Origin of the sequence: Kocuria rhizophila, from assembly GCF_003667225.1 — a bacterium.
Classification (GTDB): domain Bacteria; phylum Actinomycetota; class Actinomycetes; order Actinomycetales; family Micrococcaceae; genus Kocuria; species Kocuria rhizophila.
Genome location: NZ_RCOM01000039.1, coordinates 1 through 22,161, shown reverse-complemented (window position 1 = coordinate 22,161; position 22,161 = coordinate 1). Strand labels below are relative to the sequence as shown.

19 protein-coding genes are annotated in these 22,161 nt (G+C 71.8%); 7 read left to right on the top strand and 12 right to left on the bottom strand.

Annotated features, from left to right (window positions below; translation table 11 throughout):
• The 5 genes from D9R02_RS06950 to D9R02_RS06930 all read left to right on the top strand — a co-directional run.
• Positions 1-733, top strand: a 733-nt coding sequence (locus D9R02_RS06950; RefSeq protein ID WP_121566615.1) for a hypothetical protein, incomplete at its 5' end; no start/stop codon positions are given.
• 60 nt (positions 734-793) lie between these two features.
• Positions 794-1,510 (top strand): LuxR C-terminal-related transcriptional regulator, encoded by a 717-nt coding sequence (locus D9R02_RS06945; RefSeq protein ID WP_029603191.1) that lies wholly within the window; start codon positions 794-796, stop codon positions 1,508-1,510.
• 19 nt (positions 1,511-1,529) lie between these two features.
• Complete coding sequence (locus D9R02_RS06940) at positions 1,530-2,837, top strand: sensor histidine kinase (RefSeq protein ID WP_259463922.1); 1,308 nt, start codon at positions 1,530-1,532, stop codon at positions 2,835-2,837.
• Positions 2,834-3,859 (top strand): hypothetical protein, encoded by a 1,026-nt coding sequence (locus tag D9R02_RS06935; protein WP_019309955.1) that lies wholly within the window; start codon positions 2,834-2,836, stop codon positions 3,857-3,859. Before D9R02_RS06940 ends, D9R02_RS06935 begins: the two co-directional genes overlap by 4 nt.
• A gap of 410 nt (positions 3,860-4,269) precedes the next feature.
• Positions 4,270-4,812 carry a DNA-3-methyladenine glycosylase I gene (locus D9R02_RS06930; RefSeq protein WP_121566613.1) on the top strand — a complete coding sequence of 181 codons (543 nt, stop codon included), beginning with the start codon at positions 4,270-4,272 and terminating at the stop codon, positions 4,810-4,812.
• A 199-nt stretch (positions 4,813-5,011) separates the two neighbouring features.
• Here D9R02_RS06930 and D9R02_RS06925 read toward each other — a convergent pair whose 3' ends face one another.
• The 5 genes from D9R02_RS06925 to D9R02_RS06905 form a co-directional block, all read right to left on the bottom strand.
• Positions 5,012-6,436 carry a dihydrolipoamide acetyltransferase family protein gene (locus D9R02_RS06925; RefSeq protein ID WP_019309953.1) on the bottom strand — a complete coding sequence of 475 codons (1,425 nt, stop codon included), beginning with the start codon at positions 6,434-6,436 and terminating at the stop codon, positions 5,012-5,014.
• Between the two features lie 58 nt (positions 6,437-6,494).
• On the bottom strand, positions 6,495-7,469 hold the full coding sequence (locus D9R02_RS06920; RefSeq protein ID WP_019309952.1) for an alpha-ketoacid dehydrogenase subunit beta: 975 nt from the start codon (positions 7,467-7,469) through the stop codon (positions 6,495-6,497).
• Positions 7,466-8,677: a thiamine pyrophosphate-dependent enzyme gene (locus D9R02_RS06915; protein ID WP_019309951.1), complete on the bottom strand. Its 1,212-nt coding sequence runs from the start codon at positions 8,675-8,677 to the stop codon at positions 7,466-7,468. Before D9R02_RS06915 ends, D9R02_RS06920 begins: the two co-directional genes overlap by 4 nt.
• A 608-nt stretch (positions 8,678-9,285) precedes the next feature.
• Positions 9,286-11,385 carry an alpha/beta hydrolase family protein gene (locus D9R02_RS06910; RefSeq protein WP_259463921.1) on the bottom strand — a complete coding sequence of 700 codons (2,100 nt, stop codon included), beginning with the start codon at positions 11,383-11,385 and terminating at the stop codon, positions 9,286-9,288.
• Positions 11,382-11,783 (bottom strand): hypothetical protein, encoded by a 402-nt coding sequence (locus D9R02_RS06905; protein ID WP_047978544.1) that lies wholly within the window; start codon positions 11,781-11,783, stop codon positions 11,382-11,384. The genes D9R02_RS06910 and D9R02_RS06905 overlap by 4 nt, the downstream gene beginning before the upstream one ends.
• A gap of 192 nt (positions 11,784-11,975) precedes the next feature.
• On the opposite strand from D9R02_RS06905, the gene purB reads away from it, so the two are divergent.
• Positions 11,976-13,418, top strand: coding sequence for an adenylosuccinate lyase (gene purB, locus D9R02_RS06900; RefSeq protein WP_047978545.1), 1,443 nt, complete (start codon positions 11,976-11,978; stop codon positions 13,416-13,418).
• Here the strand turns inward: purB and D9R02_RS06895 are convergent.
• The 7 genes from D9R02_RS06895 to manA form a co-directional block, all read right to left on the bottom strand.
• The gene (locus D9R02_RS06895) at positions 13,406-14,371 is read right to left on the bottom strand and encodes a glycerophosphodiester phosphodiesterase (protein ID WP_059280777.1); all 966 of its coding nucleotides are present in this window, start codon (positions 14,369-14,371) and stop codon (positions 13,406-13,408) included. The genes purB and D9R02_RS06895 overlap by 13 nt on opposite strands.
• A 144-nt stretch (positions 14,372-14,515) precedes the next feature.
• A complete protein-coding gene (locus tag D9R02_RS06890) occupies positions 14,516-15,316 on the bottom strand; it encodes a hypothetical protein (protein ID WP_047978558.1) in 801 nt (266 codons plus the stop codon).
• A gap of 161 nt (positions 15,317-15,477) precedes the next feature.
• On the bottom strand, positions 15,478-17,322 hold the full coding sequence (locus tag D9R02_RS06885; RefSeq protein ID WP_083310941.1) for a pyruvate kinase: 1,845 nt from the start codon (positions 17,320-17,322) through the stop codon (positions 15,478-15,480).
• An 85-nt stretch (positions 17,323-17,407) separates the two neighbouring features.
• Positions 17,408-17,746 (bottom strand): acylphosphatase, encoded by a 339-nt coding sequence (locus D9R02_RS06880; protein ID WP_082142023.1) that lies wholly within the window; start codon positions 17,744-17,746, stop codon positions 17,408-17,410.
• 142 nt (positions 17,747-17,888) lie between these two features.
• The gene (locus D9R02_RS06875; protein WP_047978546.1) at positions 17,889-18,551 is read right to left on the bottom strand and encodes an SDR family oxidoreductase; all 663 of its coding nucleotides are present in this window, start codon (positions 18,549-18,551) and stop codon (positions 17,889-17,891) included.
• 174 nt (positions 18,552-18,725) lie between these two features.
• A complete protein-coding gene (locus D9R02_RS06870) occupies positions 18,726-19,280 on the bottom strand; it encodes a TetR/AcrR family transcriptional regulator (protein ID WP_047978547.1) in 555 nt (184 codons plus the stop codon).
• A 57-nt stretch (positions 19,281-19,337) separates the two neighbouring features.
• A complete protein-coding gene (gene manA, locus D9R02_RS06865) occupies positions 19,338-20,639 on the bottom strand; it encodes a mannose-6-phosphate isomerase, class I (RefSeq protein WP_059280775.1) in 1,302 nt (433 codons plus the stop codon).
• Positions 20,640-20,729: 90 nt separating this feature from the next.
• On the opposite strand from manA, the gene D9R02_RS06860 reads away from it, so the two are divergent.
• Entirely contained in the window at positions 20,730-22,139 is a 1,410-nt protein-coding gene (locus D9R02_RS06860) for a phosphomannomutase/phosphoglucomutase (protein ID WP_047978548.1), read from the top strand.
• The last annotated feature ends 22 nt before the right edge of the window (positions 22,140-22,161 follow it).

Sequence of the window (22,161 nt, the reverse complement as noted above, 5' to 3'; positions counted from 1 at the left end):
CTCCGGGCGTCTGCACCCCCGGGACCAGCACTCCGGCCCGGCCAACCCGGTGGGCGACGACCACCTCACCCACCCCCAGGAGAGGATCTCCGCCGAGGCGTCGTGGGACACGATGCGACCCGCGGTCCGCCCCGGAGGCGCCTCCGCGGCCCCGCGTCTCACGGCGGAGGCCCTGCGCGCCCGGCAGCGTCAGCGTTTCGGGGGTCTGCAGATCGTCCCCGGGCTCATGGGGCTGCTCACGGCGGCGGCGCTGGGTGCGCTGCTGACGGCCCTCGCCATCCTCGCGGGCCCCGCCGTGGGCCTCGACACCGGGCTCAGCGCGGGAGACGCCCTGGCGCGGGCCTGGAACGAGCCGGGGTCCGCGCAGCTGTGGGGCGGCGTCGTCGTCCTGGGTGCGGTCGAGCTGCTGTCGATGCTGGCGGGCGGCTACGTGGCCGGGCGCATGGCCCGGTTCTCGGGAGCCGCGCAGGGGGTGTGCGTGTGGCTGTGGTCGGTCGTCGCCCGGGCCGCGGCCTCCGCCGCCGCGCTGCTGTGGGCGGGACAGGCCGCCGTGGAGGACGGTTCCCGCTGGGTGGCCCAGGAGATGATCGGGGCGAATCCAACCGTGGGTCTTGTGGCGATCGGCGGGCTGCTGGTGCTGGGTCTCGTGGGCGCGGTCCTCGGCGGACTGTGGGGAATGTACTACCACCGCAAAGTGGACGCTTGGAGCATTTCGCATGCAATGAGCCAGTAGACTTCCGTACTGTCGGGGGCCTGGGCTGGGCCTCCACAGGGGAGTACGGAGGAAACATCCATGCCTTCAACACTCGTCGCGATCGTCGACGACCATGAAGTGGTTCGGGAAGGTGTCCGCCTGGTGTCCATGACATCGCTGGCGGACGTCAAGCTGGTGGGGTCCTCGGACTCCGTGACCACGCTGCTGGACCAGTTGGGCCGGGACCCGGAGAATCCCGCCCTCACGGCGCAGGGGGCCAAGCGCATCGAGTGCGACGTCGTCCTGCTGGACCTGTCCCTGGCGGACAAGTCCCGCCCCGCGAGCAACGTGGAGCGGCTGCGCAGCGCGGGCATGAAGGTGCTGATCTTCAGCATCGCCGAGAACGCGGCACTGATCAGGGAGGCCCTGCGCGCCGGCGCACTGGGCCTGGTGCGCAAGTCCGACCCGCTGGAGCACGCCATCGAGGAGGCGCGCGCCATCGCGGACGGCAAGCCGGTGATCACCAAGGAGCTGGCCGCGGCGATCGACGGGGACGTGGAGTTCTCGCGCGCGGCCCTGTCCCCGCGCGAGCGCGAGACCCTGCGGCTGTACGCCTCCGGGTTCGCGCAGGTCCAGGTGGCGCGGCGCATGGGCATCAAGCAGTCCGCGGTGAAGACCAACATCGACAGGATCCGGGAGAAGTACGCCCGCATCGGACGCCCCGCGCCCACCAAGATCGATCTGCGCATCCGCGCCATCGAGGACGGTCTGGTGGATCCGGAGGACGACGTCACCACGGCTGAGAAGAAGCTGTGACGAGCACCCCGGGCACCCCGTGACCCTGCGCGGCAGGAGCTCGGGGAGCAGGGCCCGCTCCTACCGCGTGGTCAGCACCCAGCTGCGGTGGAAGCGGTTCTTCGCCACCACCGCGCCGGGGAAACTGGGGGTCTACACCTACCGTGCCCACTGGCTCGCGATGATCGGGGTGGGGGTCTTCGGGGTGACCCACCTGATCGAGGTGTTGCCCATCTTCGCCCAGCAGCAGTCGCACCTGCACGGCTGGTACAGCATCTTCCTGGCCGCGCTCGGTGTCCTGACGGGTCTCACCCTCTACTACGGGCTGCACCACTCGGTGCGCCCGTGGGTGTTCCGGGCGTACACCGCGGTGGTGGCCGCATCCATCCTGACGCTGCCCCTGGCCTACACCGGGGGCATGCTGCCCCAGAACCCGTGGATCTCGGGGTTCATCATCCTGGCCTCCGGGGCCGCGGCCGTGCTGTGGAGTCCCGCGGCCGCGGTGCTGTACACCGTGGGGATCGAGGCGCTCTACGCCCTGGTCTCCGTCCTGGTCGTCTCCGTGTCCCCCAACGCTGAGTCCTGGGTGGCCGGGGGACTCTCCCGCCTGGTGTTTGCCCTCACGCTCATCATGATCATCACGGTGGGCAAGCGTGGCACCGAGCGCATGGACCGCAACTACGCCGAGGCGCTGTCCGAGACGCTCGCCATGACCCGCAGCCGGTCGGAGACGGAGGACCAGGAACGGATCGACCGTCTGATCCACGACAACGTCATGGCCGCGCTGCTCGACGCCTCCCGCAACCACGGGGTGCTGCCCCGCAGGACCCGCGAGCTCGCCGCGCGGGCCCAGGATGTGCTGGCCGAGGAGTCCAGCCGTGCCTCGGGCGCGCACACCGTGATGGTGCACGACCTCATGGACGAGCTGATGGAGGCCCTGTCCCCGTGGCGGGACCGCGTGCGCTTTACCAACCTGCGGGCGCCCATGCGGCCCGTCGGTGAGCCCCGAGTGTTCGTCCCCGCCTACGTGGCCCACGGGCTCACGCAGGCCGTCACGGAGGCCGTGTCCAACAGCGCACGGCACTCCGGCAGCGCGATCACCACCGTGGCCATGGAGGGCGAGATCTGCGAGGCGAGCCCCATCAATCCCGAGGGCTTCTACCTGCGCTTCATCATCAGCGACAACGGCCGGGGCTTCAACTACCACGACGTGCCGAACCGCAGGATCGGTGTGCGCGTGTCCATCATGGAGAACGTGGACTCCATCGGCGGGGGGGTCCACCTGGACTCCGCCCCGGGCCGGGGCACCCGGGTGGACCTCGTGTGGCCCAAGGACGTGGTGGCATGAGCGAGGTCACCCGCCCGGTCTTCGCCCACCGCTTCATGGGGCTCCTCGTCCTGGCCACGTTCGGCGCACCGTTCGTGGACGCGCTGCGTCACCTCGAGGACGCGACCTCCAGGTGGGCGATGTTCGTCTCCCTCACGGCGTACGCGGTGTCCGGGCTGATCATCGCCCTGCCGGCGTGGGACGGCCGCCGGTTCCACGTGGTCCCCACCGCGCTGAGCGCCACCCTGTTCCTGGTGGCGGCGCAGCAGGGCTACGCGGCCACTCCACTGACCACGGACGCCGGGCAGTCCCCGTGGTTCCACCTGGGGTTCATCGCGGAGCTGTTCGCCCTGGGCATGCGTCGCAGACCGGGGTGGGCGCTGCTGGTGTGGCTCGGCGTGACGGTCATGTCCGTGCTGCGCTGGCCCGTGGTGAACGGTGTCCCCCTCCCCATCGAGGCCTACCACGTGGTGGGTGTGGCCGTGATGATCGTGACCTGGATGGTGGAGCGGCAGTACAACTTCTTCATGAACCGGCGGGAGGAGACGCAGCGGATCCTCGACGCCGCCCGCAGCGGCGACGAGGCCGAGAAGGACATGCGCCACGCCTCGAGCCGCCGTGTGGACGAGGTGCGCCGCCTCGCCGGCGGTCTCCTGGAGCAGATCGCCCAGGAGTCCACGGTGGTCACCGACTACGACGTGCAGCAGTTCCGCCTCACGGAGGCGCAGCTGCGGGACAGCATCCGTGGCCGCGCGATCGCCACCCCCCACATCCTGGAGCTCACCCGGGCGGCACGTGCTCGCGGGATCACGGTGGACATCCTCGACGAGCGCGGCACCCCGCCGTCCGACGCGGTGCTCTCCGCCACCGCCCGCCAGCTCTCCGAGATCTTCGCCCACGTCCGCTCGGGAGTGGTCACGGTCCGCGCCCTGCCCCCGGGCGATCCCGCCGCCGTGTTCATCGTCCACGACTCCCAGAACCCCGACGACGACCCCCTGGCCGTGGAGATCGAGGACGTCACGGGCGCCGTGTCCACCTTCTGACCGGGTGCCGCCGCCTCCTCCGACCGGGCGTCCTCCGGCGGGGCCGGTGATCGACGCCACGCACCGTGCACCGCGCACTTGCCAGGCGGCACCCGTCCTCCGGCTCGCCCGGGCGCGCCCCGCGGCGAGCGCCCTGCACACCCGGGTCCTCAGCCGCAGTCACCATCCCGCACTCCACAGAGCTGCCGCCCCACGGCACCGGGGCCTCACGTGCGTCCTAGCCTCCTGCCATGACGACGACGGCACGTTCCCTCCCCTGCCCGGCGCAGCCACCAGCCCCGGCACCAGATCCCCCGGCTCCCGGGCCGGCGCTGCCCACGTCCGGGACGCTCCCCGCGGCCGGCGGGAGCCATCAGCGCCCCACCGCCAGCCCCCGCGACGCCTTCCGCTCAGTGCTGTGCGGGGACGGTGTGTCCCGCTGCCCCTGGGCGCTCGGCACGGCCGGCGCACTCGCGGACCACGACGACGAGTGGGGGACCCCTCCGAGCACCCCCGCCGAGCCCTTCGCCGCCCTCATGCTCGAACTGGTCGACTCGGGGCTGGCCCGGTGGTCGCAGTCCGCACGCCACGGGGCCTGGTACCTGCACATGGCCCACCTGCGCCCGGAGCGCGTGGCTCTGTTCGACGAGGACGACGTCGAGGACCTCCTGGTGACCGCTGACCTGATCCGCAACCGGGCCAAGATCGAGGCGGTGATCCACAACGCGGAGGTGTGCCAGGACTGGGACGTCACCCGGTGGAACGAGCTGCTCACCGAAGCCCAGGTGCCACCGGCGGAGGCACCACCGCAGAACGCGCTGGACCTGCCGGACAGCACCGCCGCGTCCCGCAGGCTGTCCCTCACCCTGCGCTCCCACGGGATCGTGCTGGTGGGTCCGGTGACCGCCCACCGGTGGCTGCAGCGGATCGGGCGGGCGCCCGGTCACGTGGCGGGGTGCTTCCGCGCCACGTGACACGCGCCCGGGACGACCCGTCCGTTCCCCGCTGCGGCGAGGCACTCCGGGCGGTGCCGCGGTTCACGGCGCCCGGCACGACGGAGGGGCGCCCGGCGCGGCGGAGGGGCGCCCGGCGCAGCGAGGGGCGCCCGCGTGTGCCGCGGGTGCCCCTCGATGCGTCTGCGCCGAGCCCCGGAAGGGCCCGGTCAGCCGTGACTCACTCCAGCAGCAGTGCCGGCTCCTCCACGATCCGGGCCACGTCCGACATGAAGCGGGCAGCCAGCTCCCCGTCCACCACGCGGTGGTCGAACGAGCCGGAGAGGGTGGTGATCCAGCGGGGGACCACTTCCCCGTCCACCACCCACGGCTTCTGCTTGATGGCCCCGAACGCCAGGATGCCCGACTCCCCGGGATTGATGATCGGGGTGCCCGTGTCCGCTCCCAGGACGCCGATGTTCGTGATCGACAGCGTGCCGCCCTGCATCTCCGCGGGCTGCGTGCGTCCGGCACGTGCCGTCTCGGTGAGCTGCTGCAGCGCCACGGCGAGCTCGCGCAGCGAGAGATCCTGCGCGTCCTTGATGTTGGGCACCAGCAGACCCCGCGGCGTGGCCGCCGCGATCCCCAGGTTCATGAAGTGCTTCACGATGATCTCGGTGTCCGACCACGTGGCGTTCACGTCCGGGTTGCGCTCCGCAGCCCAGATCACGGCCTTGGCCACGATCAGCAGCGGGGAGATCTTCACGCCCTCCATGCGCGGGGACTGCTTGAGCCGCTTGACGAACTCCATGGTCCGGGTGGCATCCACCTCCACGAAGATGGACACGTGGGGCGCGGTGAACGCGGACTTGACCATGTTCTGGGCCGTGGCCTTGCGGACGCCCTTGACCTTGATCCGCTCGACACGCTCCCCGCTCTCGCGGACAGCCACGGGAGCCGCGGTGCCGGACGCGACTCCGGAGACACCGCCGCGCTCCGCGTGGGCCAGCAGGTCGCGCTTGGTGACCTGACCGGCCTCACCCGTGGCCTGCACGTCCGCGAGGTCGATGCCCATCTCCTTGGCGGCCTTGCGCACGGGGGGCTTGGCCAGACCGGGCCGCCGTGGCACCACGCCACCGGCGGGGGCCGTGGCACCGGCGGGGTCCCCGCCGCCTGCACCGGCCGGAGCCTGAGCGGGCGGTGCGCTCTCCGCCGCAGTCTCCTCGCGCTCCTGCACCGCGCTGGACGCCGGACGGCTGCGTCGCCGCCGACGCACGGGATCCGCCTTGGGCCCGGAGCCCACGAGGGCCTGGCCCTGGGGCTGGTCCTCGCCCTCCGCCCCCGTGGCCGCACCGTCCGCACCGGCTAGTCCGTTCTGCGGCACCGTACCGGTGTACCCGGGGTCGGTGCCGCCCGCGGGGGCGTCGTCACCCGAGCTGACCGTGATGATGGGCGTGCCCACGTCCACGGTGTCGCCCTCGGCGACCATGAGCTCCTGCACCGTTCCCGCGTACGGGGAAGGCAGCTCCACCACGGACTTGGCGGTCTCGATCTCCACGAGCACCTGGTTGACGGACACGGTGTCGCCCTTGGACACCTTCCAGGCCAGGATGTCGGCCTCGGTCAGCCCTTCGCCCACATCGGGCAGTGTGAAAACCTGGGACATCTGTTCTCCCTCCTGGGGACACCGCGCTCGTCGACGACCGCGGTGATGGTCTGAATGTCTAGTAGGTGAAGGAACGGTCGAGTGCGTCGAGCACCCGGTCCAGATCCGGGACGTAGTGCTCCTCCACCGCGGCCGGCGGGTACGGCATGTGGAACGCGCCCACGCGCAGCACCGGGGCCTCGAGCGAGTAGAAGGCCTGCTCTGTCACGCGCGCGGCGATCTCTCCGCCCAGGCCGCCGAACGTGGGGGCCTCGTGGGCGATCACCAGGCGACCGGTCTTGCGGACCGAGGCGGTGAGCGAGTCGAAGTCGATCGGCGAGATGCTGCGCAGGTCGATCACCTCCACGCTGCGCCCGTCCTCCTCGGCGGCGTTCGCCGCGGCCAGTGCCACGGGTACCAGGGGACCCCAGGCCACCACGGTGGCATCCTCGCCCTCGCGGATCACGGACGCGGAGAACGGGTCCATGGGTTCGGCGGTCTCGTCCACCTCGCCCTTGAGCCAGTAGCGGCGCTTGGGCTCGAAGATGATGACGGGGTCGTCGCTCGCGATCGCCTGCTGCTCCATCCAGTAGGCGTCGTGCGCGTTGGACGGGGTGATGATCCGCAGCCCCGCGGTGTGCGCGTACAGCGCCTCCGGGGACTCGGAGTGGTGCTCGACCGAGCCGATGACACCGCCGTACGGGATGCGGATGGTCATGGGCAGCTTGAGCTTGCCCTCGGAGCGCGCGTGGATCTTGGCCACCTGCGTGGTGATCTGGTTGAACGCGGGGAAGGTGAACCCGTCGAACTGGATCTCGCACACCGGGCGGTAGCCGCGCTGGGCGAGCCCCACCGCGGTGCCCACGATCCCCGCCTCGCCCAGAGGGCTGTCCAGCACGCGGTGCGCACCGAACCGGGCCTTGAGCCCCTCCGTCACGCGGTACACGCCACCCAGGGAGCCGATGTCCTCCCCCATGAGCATGACCTTGGGGTTGTCCTCCATGGCTCGCGTGAGCCCTGCGGTGATGGCCTTGGCAATGGTCAGCTTGCTCACGCGCCCGCTCCTTCCGGTTCCGAGTTCTGGGCTTCGTCCGCGACGTCGAATCCGGCCTGGTACTCCAGGTACTCGGCGCGCTCGGCGTCCACGAGCGAGTGCGGTTCGGCGTAGACGTTGTCGAACCGGTCCACGAACTCGGGCGGCGTCATGGCGAGGACGTCCGCGCGCATCCGGTTCGCGAGGTCGTCGTTCTCCTGCGCCACGGTGTCGAAGAACAAGTCCTCCACACCGTGCTCGGTGCGCAGGTGGACCTTGAGCCGCTCGATGGGATCGAGCAGGCCCCACTGGTCCTCCTCCTCCCGCTTGCGGTACTTGGTGGGATCGTCCGCCGTGGTGTGCGCGCCCATGCGGTAGGTCTCCGCCTCGATGAGGACGGGGCCCTCGCCCTTGCGGATCTTCTCCAGGGCGTAGCGGGTTGCGGCCACCACGGCCAGGATGTCGTTGCCGTCCACCCGCAGGCCCTCGAAGCCGTAGCCGGCCGCCCTCGTGGCCAGCGGCACGCGGGACTGCGTGGAGAAGGGCACCGAGATGGCCCACTGGTTGTTCTGGATGAAGAACAGCACCGGTGCGTCGTAGGACGCCGCGAAGACCATGGACTCGTGAACCTCACCCTCGGTGCTGGCGCCGTCCCCGAAGTACGCGACCACGGCCTCGGGGTCGGTCTCCAGCGGCGTGCCGGCGTCCTCGGCGGCCTTGCGGTCCATCATGGTGCCCATGGCGTAGCCCACGGCGTGGGGGGCCTGCGAGCCGAGCACCACGGTGTAGAGGTTGAGGTTGTGCTTCTCGGGGTCCCAGCCGCCCGCGGTGTGTCCGCGGAAGTAGCGCATGAGCTCGGAGGGCTCCACGCCGCGCTCGAAGGCCACGGCGTGCTCGCGGTAGGAGGGGTAGAGCCTGTCGGTGGGTCGCGTGGGCCACGCGGAGCCGATCTGCGCGGCTTCCTGGCCCCGCAGCGGCACCCACAGCACCAGCTGTCCCTGGCGCTGCAACGAGGTGCCTTCCTCGTCGATCCGCCGCGACATGGTCATGGAGCGGTAGAGGTGCTTGAGGTCATCGACGCTGATGTCCTCGGTATAGGGGGTCAGGAGCGGGTTCTGCGTGACGACGCCGCGCTCGTCCAGCAGCTGGTGCCGGGGGAGCGTGCTCTGCACAGCACCCGGATGGGTACGTGGTTCCATGGTCGGTCGTGGTCCTTCCACTGTCTTCATGACCGGAGGATCGCCCCGGTCATGTCGAGCCTTGCGAACACAGGTCCTCGGGGGCGCTCCGCGTCCGTTGCACTGCCGGGGTGTCGGCATGGTGCGCGGGTGCGGGTAGGTGGCGCTGAGTTCCAGGAAACGGGCGTTCGCCTCGGGTTCACCAGAGCCTACACGGGCGCCGGATGAAGTGTTGCAGGTCACATTGCGGGCGTGTTTGCTCGTCCGCCGTCACGGGAATTCGGACGAACCTGGTTCCGCGGCGCCCTTGCGAGTGCACGGAGATCCCCCGGGCTTCGTGCACGGCGCGCGACCCGTGGGAACGCGCCGCGTGCCCGCCGCCCCCCCTCCTTCGAGCGACCAGCACGACCCACCCGGAGCGCCGACCGGACCGAGCCGCCGTTGGATCCGCCCGCTTCTGCGAGAACTCACAGGCAACCGGACGTCTGAGTGCGTGGTGGCGTCCTCGGCGGACAGGCCTCCCGCCCAGGCCGGCACTCCCCGCCCTGCGTGCCCGGACCCGCGTCGACCAGCCCGCCTCGGCCACCCGGCCGCCGAGGGTTGCCGGTGCCGGCAGCGGGGGCGAAGGACGGGCGGCCGCGCACGGCGGCGCCTCCCGCTCACCGGACCGGCGGTGCGCCGCCGGCCGGGCTCTCCTCCACGTCCAGACCCGCATGCTCCTCCCACCCGGCGTACACGTAGGTCTCGGTCCGGACTCCCGGCCCGTGGGGAACAGCTGCGGCCAGCCGGTGCTCGTGCGCCTCCACGGTGGGGTCTCCGGACCCGGAGATGCCCTGGGCACCCACGACGTAGAGGTTCATCTCGTGCGCCGCGGTTCCCAGTGGTCCGTCCTTGTAGCGCAACGCGCCCGCGTAGGGTGTGTTCACCCGGACCGTGGACCGGTGTTCGCCGTCCGGGTTGGGCACGCCGTCCAGGGTGGGCACCAGGTCGTCGACGTGCTCCACGGCCATCGCCGAGGTCTCGGCAGGAATCGCGAAGTCCCCCACGGGCGCCCCGTACGTGGTGACCGCCTGGACGTCGTAGCGGCTGCGGAACTCCTGGTTCGCGGCGAGCCCCGCGGCGTCGATCCCACCCCGGCTGTGCCCCGTGAGCACCACGGTGTCCCCCGGGCGGATGCCCGCGTCCTGCAGTGCCTGCACCGCCATGCGCTGGGCCTGCGGGAGCTCAGTGAGGGAGTCCGCGGGGGACGCGGTCATGCCCTGGCCGATGCCTTTGATGTCGTGCACGCCGGGACCGTCCGACCACTGCTCGGTCCCGGTGAGAACCACCGAGTACGCGGTGCGCCCGTCCGCACCGGTGGCCTTCTGCACCATCACCGTGCTGTTCTCCACGGGTTCGCCATCCGCGTCCGCGCCCGACACCATGGTCTTGGCGTCCTTGAGCGCCGCGGCCGTCCCCGCCACGGTGGTGGGGACGGCGCCGTCGTAGCGCACACCGGCGGGCAGCGGCCTGCGGGGCAACGGCGTCATGTGGTGCTCGCGGGCGCTGCGCGGCGTGATGCCGGTGAACACCTCCCGCCGGGCGGGGTACAGGGGATGGTCCTCCTCCAGGTTCCGACCCGTTCCCCTGAGAACCGCCCCGGTGCGTTCCGCCGGGTTCAGCCGACGGCCTTCGCGATACAGCGCATACACACCGGCCGCCCCGGGCACAGCCATCGCCATCGCGGCCACGGTCACCTCCAGTTCCGAGATGTCCGCGCCGTCCGCGGCAGGAGGTTCCTGAGCAGGGGCTCCGTCCGTCATCCGGCGACCCGCGGCGGAGAGCCGCTCCACCAGGATGTTCCGCAGCTGCTGGCCGATCGTCGGGCGCCGCCCCGTGGTCGACGCCGCGGGGCCCGCAGCCGCGCCGGACGCCCCCTCGGCCGCGCTGTCCTCCGCCGTGCTCCCGGAACCGGCCGCGGCGCCGTCGGGCCACGCCAGCTGGAGACCCCCGTCCAGGAGGTCGTCCACACCGGGACCTCGGATCACGGCGTCCGTGCCGCGGGGACCCCCACCGCGCACGAGGACCCCGAACAGGGTGAGATGGACCCGGTCCCGGAAAGACTCGGGGCTGTCGATCCCGGCGCGGGTGAAGGCCACCTCGAAATCCTCGATCGTGCCTGCCATGTCCCGCAGGAACGCCACTCCCGCTCCCGGCCAGGGTGCCTCCAGCTGCTCGGCTGTGAAGGACCCGGTGACAACCTGCTCGGCCGCCTCGTAGCGCTGCGCGGCCGCCTCGAGCTTCCGGGCCGTCAGCGCGACCTCGGCCGCGTGGTCCAACAGACCCGTCACGAGCAGTCCCGACATCACTGCCGCATCACCCAGCAGGGGTTCTCCGGTCAGGGCCCACAGCTGCGTCTCGACCGCGAGCGGCGTGAGACCGGCCGCCACCTCCCCGCACTCCGACGCCACGCGTGAGAGGTCCCCGGAGGTGGCCCGCATCCCGTCCGTGTCCACCGCGGTCCCGCCGGCCGCTCCCGCGCCCCCGTACACGGTCATGGTCTCCCGGGCGCCATCCACCGCGGCCGCGACGTCCTGTTCGGACTCGAACCCCTCCGCCGCGGGGCGGGGCGCCGCCGCGTCACCGTACAGCTCACCCTGCAGGTCCTCCGCGGGACCGCGGACCTCCGTGACGGCCCCACCCGGCGACGCCGCCTGGCGGGGTTCGTGGGCCGGTGGCACCGGATGCGTCGGGCGGCCCGCACCGTCCACGGGGCTCATGGCCGACGCCCCGCGGGTGCGGTCAGGAGACCCGGCCCCAGGACGGCCCCGAGGGCGGAGAGCAGCGGGGCGCCGATCCCCGCCGCGGTCTCGAGCTCGGCAAGGCGGTCGGCGAGCGCGGTCGCGGCCCAGCGCAGCGTTCGGGATGCCTCCCGGCAGCTCGCGATGTCCTCCCCCAGGCCGGCCACGTCGCGTTCCACCTGGACGGTGAAGAGGCGGGCGCCTGGTCCGCGCCAGGTTTCATGGGTCTCCCCGGCCTCGGCCACCCGGGTGCGCAGGGCACCCAGGTGTTCGGCGGCGTCGTCGTACCGCTGCGCGAGAGCCGTGAGGTGCTCGTGGACCAGTCCGCTGATCCCGGGGAACGCCCCGGGCGCGGCCGCGAGTGCCGTGGGTGTCATGTGGTGTCCTCTCCGCACTGCGCGGACGGGGGCCCGGCGCGCGGGACCAGGCTAGAAAGGGGCGTGGCCGAGCGAGAACCGCCCGGCGGGGACTGGGGACTCGGACCTCCCGGGCCACCCCGGGTGCCCGGCGGTGCAGGTCCCTCGCCGCGGCACCTCGCACCGGGCGGGCGCCCCCTGGCCCGTGGAAGAATGGGAACCATGTCGAACGCCGCGCAGACCCTCCCGTCCGGACGAGTGGCCCTGGGCCAGCAGAGCCCCGCCTTGGCGCTGGGGCCGTTGGACGGCCGCTACCGCCCTCAGACCGCCCCCCTGGTGGACCACCTGTCGGAGGCCGCACTGAACCGCGAGCGCGTGCACGTGGAGGTCGAGTGGTTCATCCACCTGTGCGAGCAGCGCGCCCTGGCCGGCCTGGAGCCCCTCACGGCCGAGCAGGAAGCGGGGCTGCGCGCCATCGTGACCGGCTTCGACGCCGCCGCCGTGGCGGAACTCGCGGAGCTCGAGGCCGTGACGGTCCACGACGTGAAGGCGGTGGAGTACTTCATCGGACGGCGCCTGCCGGAGCTGGGTCTCGGGCACCTCACTCCCCTGGTGCACTTCGCGTGCACCTCCGAGGACATCAACAACCTCTCCTACGCGCTGGGCATCAAGGACGCCGTGGAGCAGGTCTGGCTGCCCGCGGCGCACGGTCTCGTGGCCGCCGTCTCCGCCATGGCGCGTGAGACCAAGGCTGTGCCCATGCTCTCGCGCACGCACGGCCAGCCCGCCACACCCACCACCCTGGGCAAGGAGCTCGCGGTGTTCGCGCACCGTCTGGACCGTCAGGTGCAGCGCGTGGCCGGCACCGAGTTCCTGGGCAAGCTCAACGGCGCCACCGGAACCTTCGCGGCCCACACCGCCGCCGCACCGGACACGGACTGGCCGGGGATCTCCCGCTCGTTCGTGACCGGCCTGGGGCTCACGTGGAATCCCCTGACCACCCAGATCGAGTCCCACGACTGGCAGGCGGAGCTCTACGCGGACGTGGCGCGCTTCAACCGGATCCTGCACAACCTGTGCACGGACGTGTGGTCCTACATCTCGATCGGCTACTTCCAGCAGATCCCGGTGGAGGGTGCCACGGGATCCTCCACCATGCCGCACAAGGTCAACCCCATCCGGTTCGAGAACGCGGAGGCCAACGCGGAGATCTCCTGCTCCCTGCTGGACACCCTGGCCGCCACGCTCGTGACCTCCCGGTGGCAGCGGGACCTCACCGACTCGTCCTCCCAGCGCAACATCGGCGTGGCCTTCGGGCATTCGCTGCTGGCCATCTCCAACGTGGTCAAGGGCCTGGACCGCCTGGACGTCGCGGAGGCCACCCTGGCGGAGGACCTCGACCAGAACTGGGAGGTGCTCGGGGAGGCCGTCCAGACCGCCATGCGGGCGGAGGCCGTTGCCGGGCGCGAGGGGATGGACAACCCCTACGAGCGGCTCAAGGACCTGACCCGCGGTCACCGTGTGGACGCCCAGCGCATGCGGGAGTTCATCGGGGAGCTGGGGCTGTCCGAGGAGACCGCCCAGCGCCTCAGCGCCCTGACCCCGGGCGGGTACACCGGGCTGGCGGAACGGCTCGTGGACTCCTACGGCCTCTGAGCCGCCGGAACCAGTTCACGCTCCCGAACGCCTCGGCCGTGCGCCGAGGCGTTCTGCGCAGAGTCGACGTGCTCGGTGCTCCAGCGGCGGACGAGCGCGGGCACGTTGGTGGTGATCTGCTGGACCCCCAGGGCCAGGCACACGTGGGTGTCCGCGAAGGTGTCCACCGTCCACACCCGCAGCACGGCTCCGCGCTGGAGCCACTGCTCCACCAGCCGGGGGTTGTCCCGCACGAACCGGATCCCCGGCCCCGCGAGCTCCACCTCCCCACGGGAGATGAGGGGCACCCCGGGAGGCATCACGAGGCGCATGCCCGCGCGGCACACGGCCGCGGTGGCGGTGCCCACGCCGAGACCGGCGCGCACCGACTCCACGGTGGACTGAGAGACCAGCTGGCACACGTGGCGCGGTGGCACGTGGTCCAGCACGTGGCGCACGGCATCCGGGTGGAAGCTCATGATCGAGACCGTCACGGTTCCGAGCATCCCGGTCTCCGGGTTCCAGCCGCGCCGCATGAGCAGCACGAGCAGGGCCTCCTCCAGCCCGTGGCCGTACGGGCTGGGGTGCTTGGTCTCCACGGCGAGGCCCATGGGACGCCCGGCGGCCAGCAGCAGGTCCAGCAGCTCGTCCAGCGTGAGCAGCTGCTCGTGGGCCGCCCCGTGGGACGGCGGGATCTCCACACCCTTCCACGAGGTGAAGTCCAGCTCCCGCAGCTGCGCCAGGGTGTGCTGGGCCACTGGCCCGGAGCCGTTGGACGTGCGGCCCAGCTGGGCGTCGTGGTGCAGCACCAGGTGGCCGTCACGTGTCAGGTGGACGTCGCACTCCACGCCGTCCGCGCCGTCGGCGATCGCCTGAACGTAGGCCGCCCGGGTCAGCTCCGGATAGCGGTGCGAGGATCCGCGGTGCGCGTAGATCAGAGGACGGGCGGGAGGACGTTCGGTCGAGGCAGCCACGGCCCCACGGTAGGAAGCCGCGGCGACGGGAGACCGAGCACCAACTGACGCGCCAGTAGCCTTGGGATGACGTCCGCGTGAACGAACAGGCGCCCCGAGGACGGTGGTCCCCGGGGCGCCCGCTCCGTCACGCGGCCTGCAGTGTCACTCGCGCCCGGTGGTGGCGGTCTCCAGGGCCTCCTGCTGGGAGGCTGTGGTCCCGCCCTCGAACGCCTCTGCGCGGTCCCCGAGGGTCAGGTTGGGAGGGAACTGCTCCGGGAACTCCCCGAACGCCTCGTCGGCGGACTTGATGACCTGACGGGCCATGGCCAGGTTGGCGCCGCCGCCCACGAACGCGCCGATCCCGATGGGCAGGGCGCGGCCCAGCATGGCACCGGACTGGCGGGCGATGAAGCGCTTGACGAACATGCTGCGGATGGACCGGCCCACGTCGAAGAACTTGGCGTTGCTGCCGGACTTGCCCATCATGAGCCCCCACTTGTTGGAGATGCTCTTGCTCGTGGAGGAGCTGGTGAGCAGCTGGCCCATGAGCGCCTGCCCGTCGTCCCCGAGGATCAGGGCCATGACCATGGTGCGGTTCTGGTCCTCGTCCTTGGGCTCGACCCCGTGCAGCTCCGCGACCGCCTGGGCGTAGAGCGCGGTCGCCTCGAGGTAGCCGGTGACGGCCACCGAGGACAGCCCGAAGGAGGTCAGGGTCCCGATCCCCGGAATCGCGGCGGTGGCGCCCACCGCGCCGCCGCCCGCGGTCACCGAGCGCACGTAGAGCTTGCGTGCGCGCTTGGCGAGCTGCGCGGGCGTCTCGTCGGGGTGCTGCCTGCGCATGTGCTTGATCATCTTGACCACCCAGGGCCGCTGGACGCGCAGCGCGTGGTTCAGGAACTTCTCCACGCCCGGCGACGGCTGCCCGTGCTCGTCGAACGCCTTGTTCAGGGGGTTTACGCGCATCTGTGTCCACTCCTCGAGACGGATAGGGGCTGCTCGGCGGCCGAGGCCGAGCACATCGGACTCACTATGGCACAGCGCTCGCGGCGGCGCGCGGGCCCGCGCACCCCGTACGCCCAGGGCACACAAGCCCGGGCCCGGCAGACGGCACGCTCCGGGGCGGGTCAGCGCACGAAGTCCTCCCACGCGTTCAGCCGTCGCAGCAGGTCCGTCTTCTTGGAGGCGTGCCCGGACATCCGCTCGAGCACCGAGGACAGGGTGCGGATGGCCTCCACCACGAAGGGCCCCTTGTTGAGCATCACGCACTCGGCCTGCTGGCCCTGGGCGGCGTCCGTGATCTCCGCACGGGAGGGCAGCCCCTTCTTGGCGAGGGTCTCCAGCACCTGCGTGGCCCAGATGACGGGAACGTGCGCGGCCTCGCACAGCCACAGGATCTCCTGCTGGACCTCCGCCATGCGCTCGAAACCGGTCTCCACGGCCAGGTCCCCGCGGGCGATCATCACACCGGAGTCCTGCCACCGCATGGCCTCGAGCAGCACCATGGGCAGGTGCTCGAAGCCGCCCACGGTCTCGATCTTGAGCGTGATGTCCACCGAGTCGGCCCCCAGCGCCTGCAGCTCGGCCAGGAGGTCTGCCACGTCCTGGGCGCTGCGCACGAAGGACATGTTGACGATGTCCGCGTGCTGGACGACGAACGCCAGGTCCTCCCGGTCCTTCGCAGTCAGCGCGGGGATCCGCAGATCCGTGTCGGGGAAGTTGATGCCCTTCTCGGCCTTGAGCTTGCTGCCCGCCGGGCTCGCGTGGGTGATCTCCACGTCCATGTGACCGGCGTGCACATGGCGGATCACGCCGCCGATCTTCCCGTCGTCCAACCACACGCGCTGGCCCGCGGCCGCGTCCTGGAACGCCTCGGGCAGTGTGCACCCGATCCGCACCGGGGACGGCCCGCCCACCTGGACAGGTTCCGTGCTGTTGAGCAGCCGCAGCGTGTCCCCCGTGGCCACGCGGAGGTACTGCTCGGTCTCCGGCAGCTCCCCCAGGGTGGCCTCGGAACCGTCCCGGGTGCGCAGCACCAGACCCGTGGCGAAGTAGACGGTCTTGGAGAACTCCACCAGCACGGCGTCGTCGTGGGTCTCAACGACCCGCAGGGTGCGACCGGAGTCCCGCGCGTCCCGCAGCTGGAGGCGTTCGCCCACCGTGCGCTCGGCGAGCCACTGCTCGGGTGCGACCGCCACCGCGGGGACGTCCTCCGAGTGCTGGGCCCCGAGCCACAGGCGAGCGGGGCGGATCACGTGACCCGTGGCGTCCCGCTCGGGCTTGATCTTCTCGACGCGCGGCCCGGGCTCCACGGGGCCGGTGCGCACCTTGGGCCCGGCCAGGTCCATGGCGATGCGCACGTCCGTGCCCAGGTCCGACGCCGCGGCCCGCAGGTGCTCGATCATGCTGGACCACTCCTGCGGTCCGTCGTGGGCGCAGTTGATGCGGGCCACGTCCGTGCCCGCGGCCACCATGCGGGAGACGAGCGCGGGGTCCTGCGCCGCCTCAGAGGGCATGGTGACCATGATGCGCGTGGCCCTGCCCTCCGGCGCCTGGCCCACCAGCCGCACGGTGTTCCGCGCCAGTGTGACCGGTCCGGGGCGCAGGTCCTCCCCGGGGAGCAGCCCGGGGTCGAGGTCAGGCAGCTGCGGGTCCGGCAGCCCCGCCACGGCGGCGAGGGTGCGGGCCACGGCCGTGAGGTGCTCGGCCACGCCCGACTCCATGCGCCCCAGGGAGGAGACGCCCAGGCCCGCGAGCTGAATCTGCAGGTCGCGGACATCCTCGGAGCGCACCGCGGTGTAGTCCACCAGGTTGACCGCGGAGTGCCGGTGACGGGGGGCCACCCCGTTGATGCCCTCGAGCCGCACCTCGCGTGCCGCACGGATCCGCAGCAGCAGCTCGCGCACCCGCTCCAGGCACTGGGCGGCGCGCTCGGCCCGCGGGGGGATCTCCTCGGACTCCGTGACGGTCATGGTTCTCCTCGTGTGGCGGACTGCGAGTGCCCCCACCGTAGGCCGCGCAGGTCAACCGGAGGTGAACAGCGCCGGCCGTGCGGTCTCAGTGGGTGCTGAAGTCCGTGTACTGCCCCGTGGCGGGACCGAAGTGCTCGTCCACGGTGATCACAGCACCCGGGGTGTCCCGTGAGATCAGCGCCTGCAGGAAGTCCCCCACGGCCCAGCGCGGGCCCTCGGCGACGACGCCCACGGTGCCGTCCTCGTTGTTGGTCGCGGTGCCCGTGAGCCCCAGCTTCTCGGCCTGCCGCCAGCACCAGTACCTGAACCCCACGCCCTGGACCGTGCCGTGCACCACGGCGGTGAGGGCGATGACCTCGCTGAGGTCCAGGGGCTCCTGGTCGCGGCCGTCGGAGGATTCGGGGTGGATCGATGGCATCTGCATGCCCTCAGCCTAGAAGAACGCCCGGTGGGCGACACCCCTGTCAGGGCGTCGCCCACCGGGCGGTGCGGACTGCCTGGTCGCGGTCCGAGCTGCTGCGGCCGCTCGACCACGGCTCGAACCGGTGCGGCGGCGGGAGCCCCGGTCAGTCGAGCGAGTCGACGGCCTCGGCCACGGGGGTGTCCCCGTCCGCGAACTCGATGAACTTCTTCGCGGTCCCCCGGGGATCCGCGAGCACCCGGGCGGCCACGAGGGCCACGTTGCCGCGGGCGGTGGTGTTGGACTCGCCCTCCCCGGCCCTGCCGAGCGCGATGGCGCCCGTGGCGGCGTCGTCGGTGAGCATTCCGGGGCCCAGGATCGTCCAGGTGAGCGAGCTGGCGCGCAGATGGTCGTCAGCGTCCGCCTTGGACTGGGCGTACGCGTGGAAGTCGTTGTCCTCCGGGACCCCGTGGTCCTGGCCGGCCCCCATGTAGGAGACCATGACGTAGTGCTTCACCCCGGCGGCCTCCGCGGCGTCCATCGAGCGGATGGCCGCGTCCCGGTCCACGGCGTAGGTGCGCTCCGGGGACCCTCCGCCCGCGCCCGCGGACCAGACCACGGCGTCCTGGCCGGACAGCAGCTCCGTGAGGGCGGCCACGTCCATGTCCTGGACGTCCGCCACCACCGGGTTCGCCCCCGTGTCCTGGACGTCCTGGCGCTGCTCCTCCTTGCGGATCACGGCGTTGACCGTGTCCCCCTGTGCGGCGAGCAGCCTGCTCAGCTGGAGCCCCACCTTGCCGTGGCCGCCGATGATCGTGATCTCAGTCATCTCGAGTCCCTCCTGTCGGAACAAGTCCTCCGGGGAACCGTGTCCGTCCCCGGGCCACGTACAGCGGTGCGCGGCACGCGAATATTCCACGGTTCCCGCGCCACCCTCCGAGCCCGGCGGGCCGGTTCGGACCAGCTGCGTCTCAGCAGCTCACGGACGCGGCCAGACCAGAGGTCAGCTCACGGACGCGGCCAGACCAGAGGTCAGCTCCCGGACCAGGCCCTGCAGGTCGGCCTGGAGGTGCTGGACCAGGCTGTCGGAGATCACTCCCACGAGACCGTGGACGATGAAGCGGTCGCACTCGCCCTCGTCCCCGCCCGCGGCGGTCCCCCGCTGCTCGCGCACCTCCCGCAGCCCAGCGAGGGCGTGGTCCACCACCGCGTCACGCACCATGAAGCATCCCGGCCCGGACAGGACGGCCCGGTAGAAGGAGCGGAACTGCTCCACGTGCCGGGCGATGGGCGGCAGGACAGCGTCCCAGGGGCTGCGACCCTCTGCCCGGGCCGCCTCCGGCTCCAGGGGCACCTCGTGGAGCAGGGACTCGGTGGTGCTGCGCAGCACCTGGTCCCGGGATCCGAAGTTCTCGTACACGGCCTTGCGGCTCACCCCCGCGGCATCGGCGATCTCGGTCATCCCCACCTGCGCACCGCGGTCGGCCACCAGTGCCACTGTGGCCGCCACCACCGCTGCGCGGGTGCGTTCGATCCGCCGGTCCATCTGTTCTCCCATACATCGTCAAACCAGGGCCCAGCTATTCAACCCCTCGCGGCGAGGATGCGCGACAACCTAAAGGGTGAGATCGGGGTCCTCCGGTCGCCCGACGGTGACGGCCTCCACGAGGAACAGCTGACCGGTCCCCGTGGCCGTCACGGTGCACGGTCCACCCAGACGGATGAGCGACTCCCCCGCACCGGCGCGGGTTCCCGCTCCGGTCCGTGCGGCACCCCCCGCTCCCGGAGCTTCCTTCTCCGGGTCGACGACGCCGCCCGCACCGGTGCGCGCGGCGGCCGCCTCGCCCACCTCCAGGCGGTGGGCGTCCACCTCCAGGGAACCCTCGGTGACGAGCACCAGGCACGTGTCCGCGATCTCCCGCACGAGCGGCGTCTGCGGAGTGACGCGCGCGCTGAGCAGGGTGACGGCCGGGTCCCACAGGGGGTACCGCACGGCTCCGTCCTCCGCGGTGCGGGTCTCGAGCGGTGCCACGGGCTGCTGGGTCTCGGCCATGACCCGCAGCAGCTCGGGGACGTCCACGTGCTTGGAGGTGAGCCCGGCGCGCAGCACGTTGTCCGAGCAGCCCATGATCTCCACGGCCGTTCCGCTGAGGTAGGCGTGGACCTGCTGCGCGGGGGTGAACAGCGCCTGCCCCGGGCTGAGGTGCACCGCGTTCATGCACAGCGCCACGAGCAGCCCCCGGTCCTCCGGGTAGTGGTGGGTCAGCAGCCGGATGAGCCGGCGCGCGCGCTCGTTCGCGTCCTGCTCGGGGGACAGCGACACGGTCCCCTCTTGTGCGGACGCCGCCGTGTCGGGTGCGGGGGCGGCCGCGTTGACGCTCTCACGGACGGCGGCCGCGGCGGCGTCGTCGGAGAGCTCGAGCGCGTGGCGCAGCGGACAGGGGGAGGCGGCCGCCGTGGCGAGCCACGAGAGGCCGAGGTCCTCGGCCACGGCCGAGAGCTGGGCTCGGCTCTGCTGGCCCGCGAGCAGCCACATGTCCGTGAGTGCCACCACGGTCTCGGGCTTGGCGTGGGGGTCCTTGTAGTTGCGGTGGGGGGCGTCCAGGGCGATGCCCGCGGCGTTCTCCCGCTCGAACCCCTCCCGGGCCTGGTCGGACGTGGGGTGGACCTGGATGGACAGGGGCGCGTCGATGGCCAGGATCTTGAGCAGGAACGGCAGGTGGGGGGCCAGCTCGTCGAGCCCGCGCTGCTGCCCGTCCACACTCACACGGGACGGCGCACTGGCGTGCGCGCCCATCCACAGCTCCGCCTCGGGCTGCTCGGTGGGTCCGGGGCGGCCCTGCATCTCGGCGAGCACCGAGCAGGACCCCCAGGCGTAGTGCTGGATCGGGTTGCTCATCCTCAGGAACTCGGCCATGGCTCTCATGTAACCACAGCGGCCCACGGATGCCGTGGCACCGCGGATCGGCCCGTGGACGCTCACGGGGCTCCCGTAGAATCGTGCACCGTGACCACAGACCTTTCCTCATCATTCAAGGCCTACGACGTGCGCGGCATCGTGGGCGAGAGCATCACCGCCGAGAGCGTGCGGGCCACCGGCGCGGCCTTCGTGGACGTCCTGGGCCTGACCGGCTCCTCCGTGGTGGTGGGCGGGGACATGCGTCCCTCCTCCCCGGAGTTCATCGAGGCCTTCGCGGACGGCGCCACGCGGCGCGGGGCGGACGTCACGGTGATCGGCAGCATCTCCACGGACGAGCTGTACTTCGCGTGCGGCACCCTGGACTGCGCGGGCGCCACGTTCACCGCGAGCCACAACCCCGCCCAGTACAACGGCATCAAGATGGCGAAGGCGGGCGCGGTGCCCGTGTCCTCGGACACCGGGCTCTACGAGATCCGGGACACCGCCCAGGGCTTCCTGGACGCCGGGGAGATCCCCGCGGCCGAGCGCCGCGGCCAGGTGACGCGCCGGGACGTGCTGGGCGACTACGCCCACTACCTGCGCTCGCTCGTGGACCTGAGCGGCATCCGCCCCCTGAAGGTCGTGGTGGACGCCGGCAACGGCATGGCCGGTCTCACCACCCCCGCCGTTCTGGGGGATGCCCTGCTGGACGCGCTGCCGCTGGAGATCGTGCCCCTGTACTTCGAGCTGGACGGCACGTTCCCCAACCACCCGGCCAACCCGCTGGAGCCCGCCAACCTGGTGGACCTGCAGAAGGCCGTGCGGGAGCACGGCGCCGACATCGGCCTCGCGTTCGACGGGGATGCCGATCGCTGCTTCGTGGTGGACCAGGACGGCGAGCCGGTCTCCCCCTCCGCCGTGGCCGCGATCGTGGCCGAGCGCGAGATCGCCCGGGCCCGGGCCGCGGGCGAGGAGCAGCCCGCGGTGATCCACAACCTCATCACCTCGAAGGCCGTGCCCGAGCTGATCGAGGCGAACGGCGGCCGCGCCGTGCGGACCCGTGTGGGCCACTCGTTCATCAAGGCCGTGATGGCCTCCGAGCACGCGGTCTTCGGCGGTGAGCACTCCGCGCACTACTACTTCAAGGACTTCTTCAACGCGGACACCGGGATGCTCGCGGCCATGCACGTCCTGGCGGCCCTGGGCGAGCAGGACGGCACGCTCAGCGACCTCATGGACCGCTACGACCCCTACGTGGCCTCCGGCGAGATCAACTCCGAGATCGAGGACAAGGCCGCCGCGGTAGACCGCGTGCGCGCGCACTTCGCCTCGACCGATCCCGCGGTCACGGTCGAGGACATGGACGGCACCACGTTCACGCACCCCACCCAGGGCTGGTGGTTCAACCTGCGCCCCTCCAACACCGAGCCCTTCCTGCGGCTCAACGTGGAGGCCCCGGACACCGCCGCCATGGAGGCCGTCCGGGACACCGTCCTGGGCATCGTGCGCCAGGGCTGAGCGCCCCCGGACACCGCCCGCC

Excerpts from the sequence above, each read along its gene's own strand:
- D9R02_RS06945 (WP_029603191.1), top strand. The coding sequence starts at position 794 with ATGCCTTCAACACTCGTCGCGATCGTCGACGACCATGAAGTGGTTCGG.
- D9R02_RS06935 (WP_019309955.1), top strand. The coding sequence starts at position 2,834 with ATGAGCGAGGTCACCCGCCCGGTCTTCGCCCACCGCTTCATGGGGCTC.
- D9R02_RS06925 (WP_019309953.1), bottom strand. The coding sequence starts at position 6,436 with ATGTCCCAGGTTTTCACACTGCCCGATGTGGGCGAAGGGCTGACCGAG.
- D9R02_RS06915 (WP_019309951.1), bottom strand. The coding sequence starts at position 8,677 with ATGAAGACAGTGGAAGGACCACGACCGACCATGGAACCACGTACCCAT.
- D9R02_RS06910 (WP_259463921.1), bottom strand. The coding sequence starts at position 11,385 with ATGAGCCCCGTGGACGGTGCGGGCCGCCCGACGCATCCGGTGCCACCG.
- D9R02_RS06905 (WP_047978544.1), bottom strand. The coding sequence starts at position 11,783 with ATGACACCCACGGCACTCGCGGCCGCGCCCGGGGCGTTCCCCGGGATC.
- purB (WP_047978545.1), top strand. The coding sequence starts at position 11,976 with ATGGGAACCATGTCGAACGCCGCGCAGACCCTCCCGTCCGGACGAGTG.
- D9R02_RS06890 (WP_047978558.1), bottom strand. The coding sequence starts at position 15,316 with ATGCGCGTAAACCCCCTGAACAAGGCGTTCGACGAGCACGGGCAGCCG.
- D9R02_RS06885 (WP_083310941.1), bottom strand. The coding sequence starts at position 17,322 with ATGACCGTCACGGAGTCCGAGGAGATCCCCCCGCGGGCCGAGCGCGCC.
- D9R02_RS06880 (WP_082142023.1), bottom strand. The coding sequence starts at position 17,746 with ATGCAGATGCCATCGATCCACCCCGAATCCTCCGACGGCCGCGACCAG.
- D9R02_RS06875 (WP_047978546.1), bottom strand. The coding sequence starts at position 18,551 with ATGACTGAGATCACGATCATCGGCGGCCACGGCAAGGTGGGGCTCCAG.
- D9R02_RS06870 (WP_047978547.1), bottom strand. The coding sequence starts at position 19,280 with ATGGGAGAACAGATGGACCGGCGGATCGAACGCACCCGCGCAGCGGTG.
- manA (WP_059280775.1), bottom strand. The coding sequence starts at position 20,639 with ATGGCCGAGTTCCTGAGGATGAGCAACCCGATCCAGCACTACGCCTGG.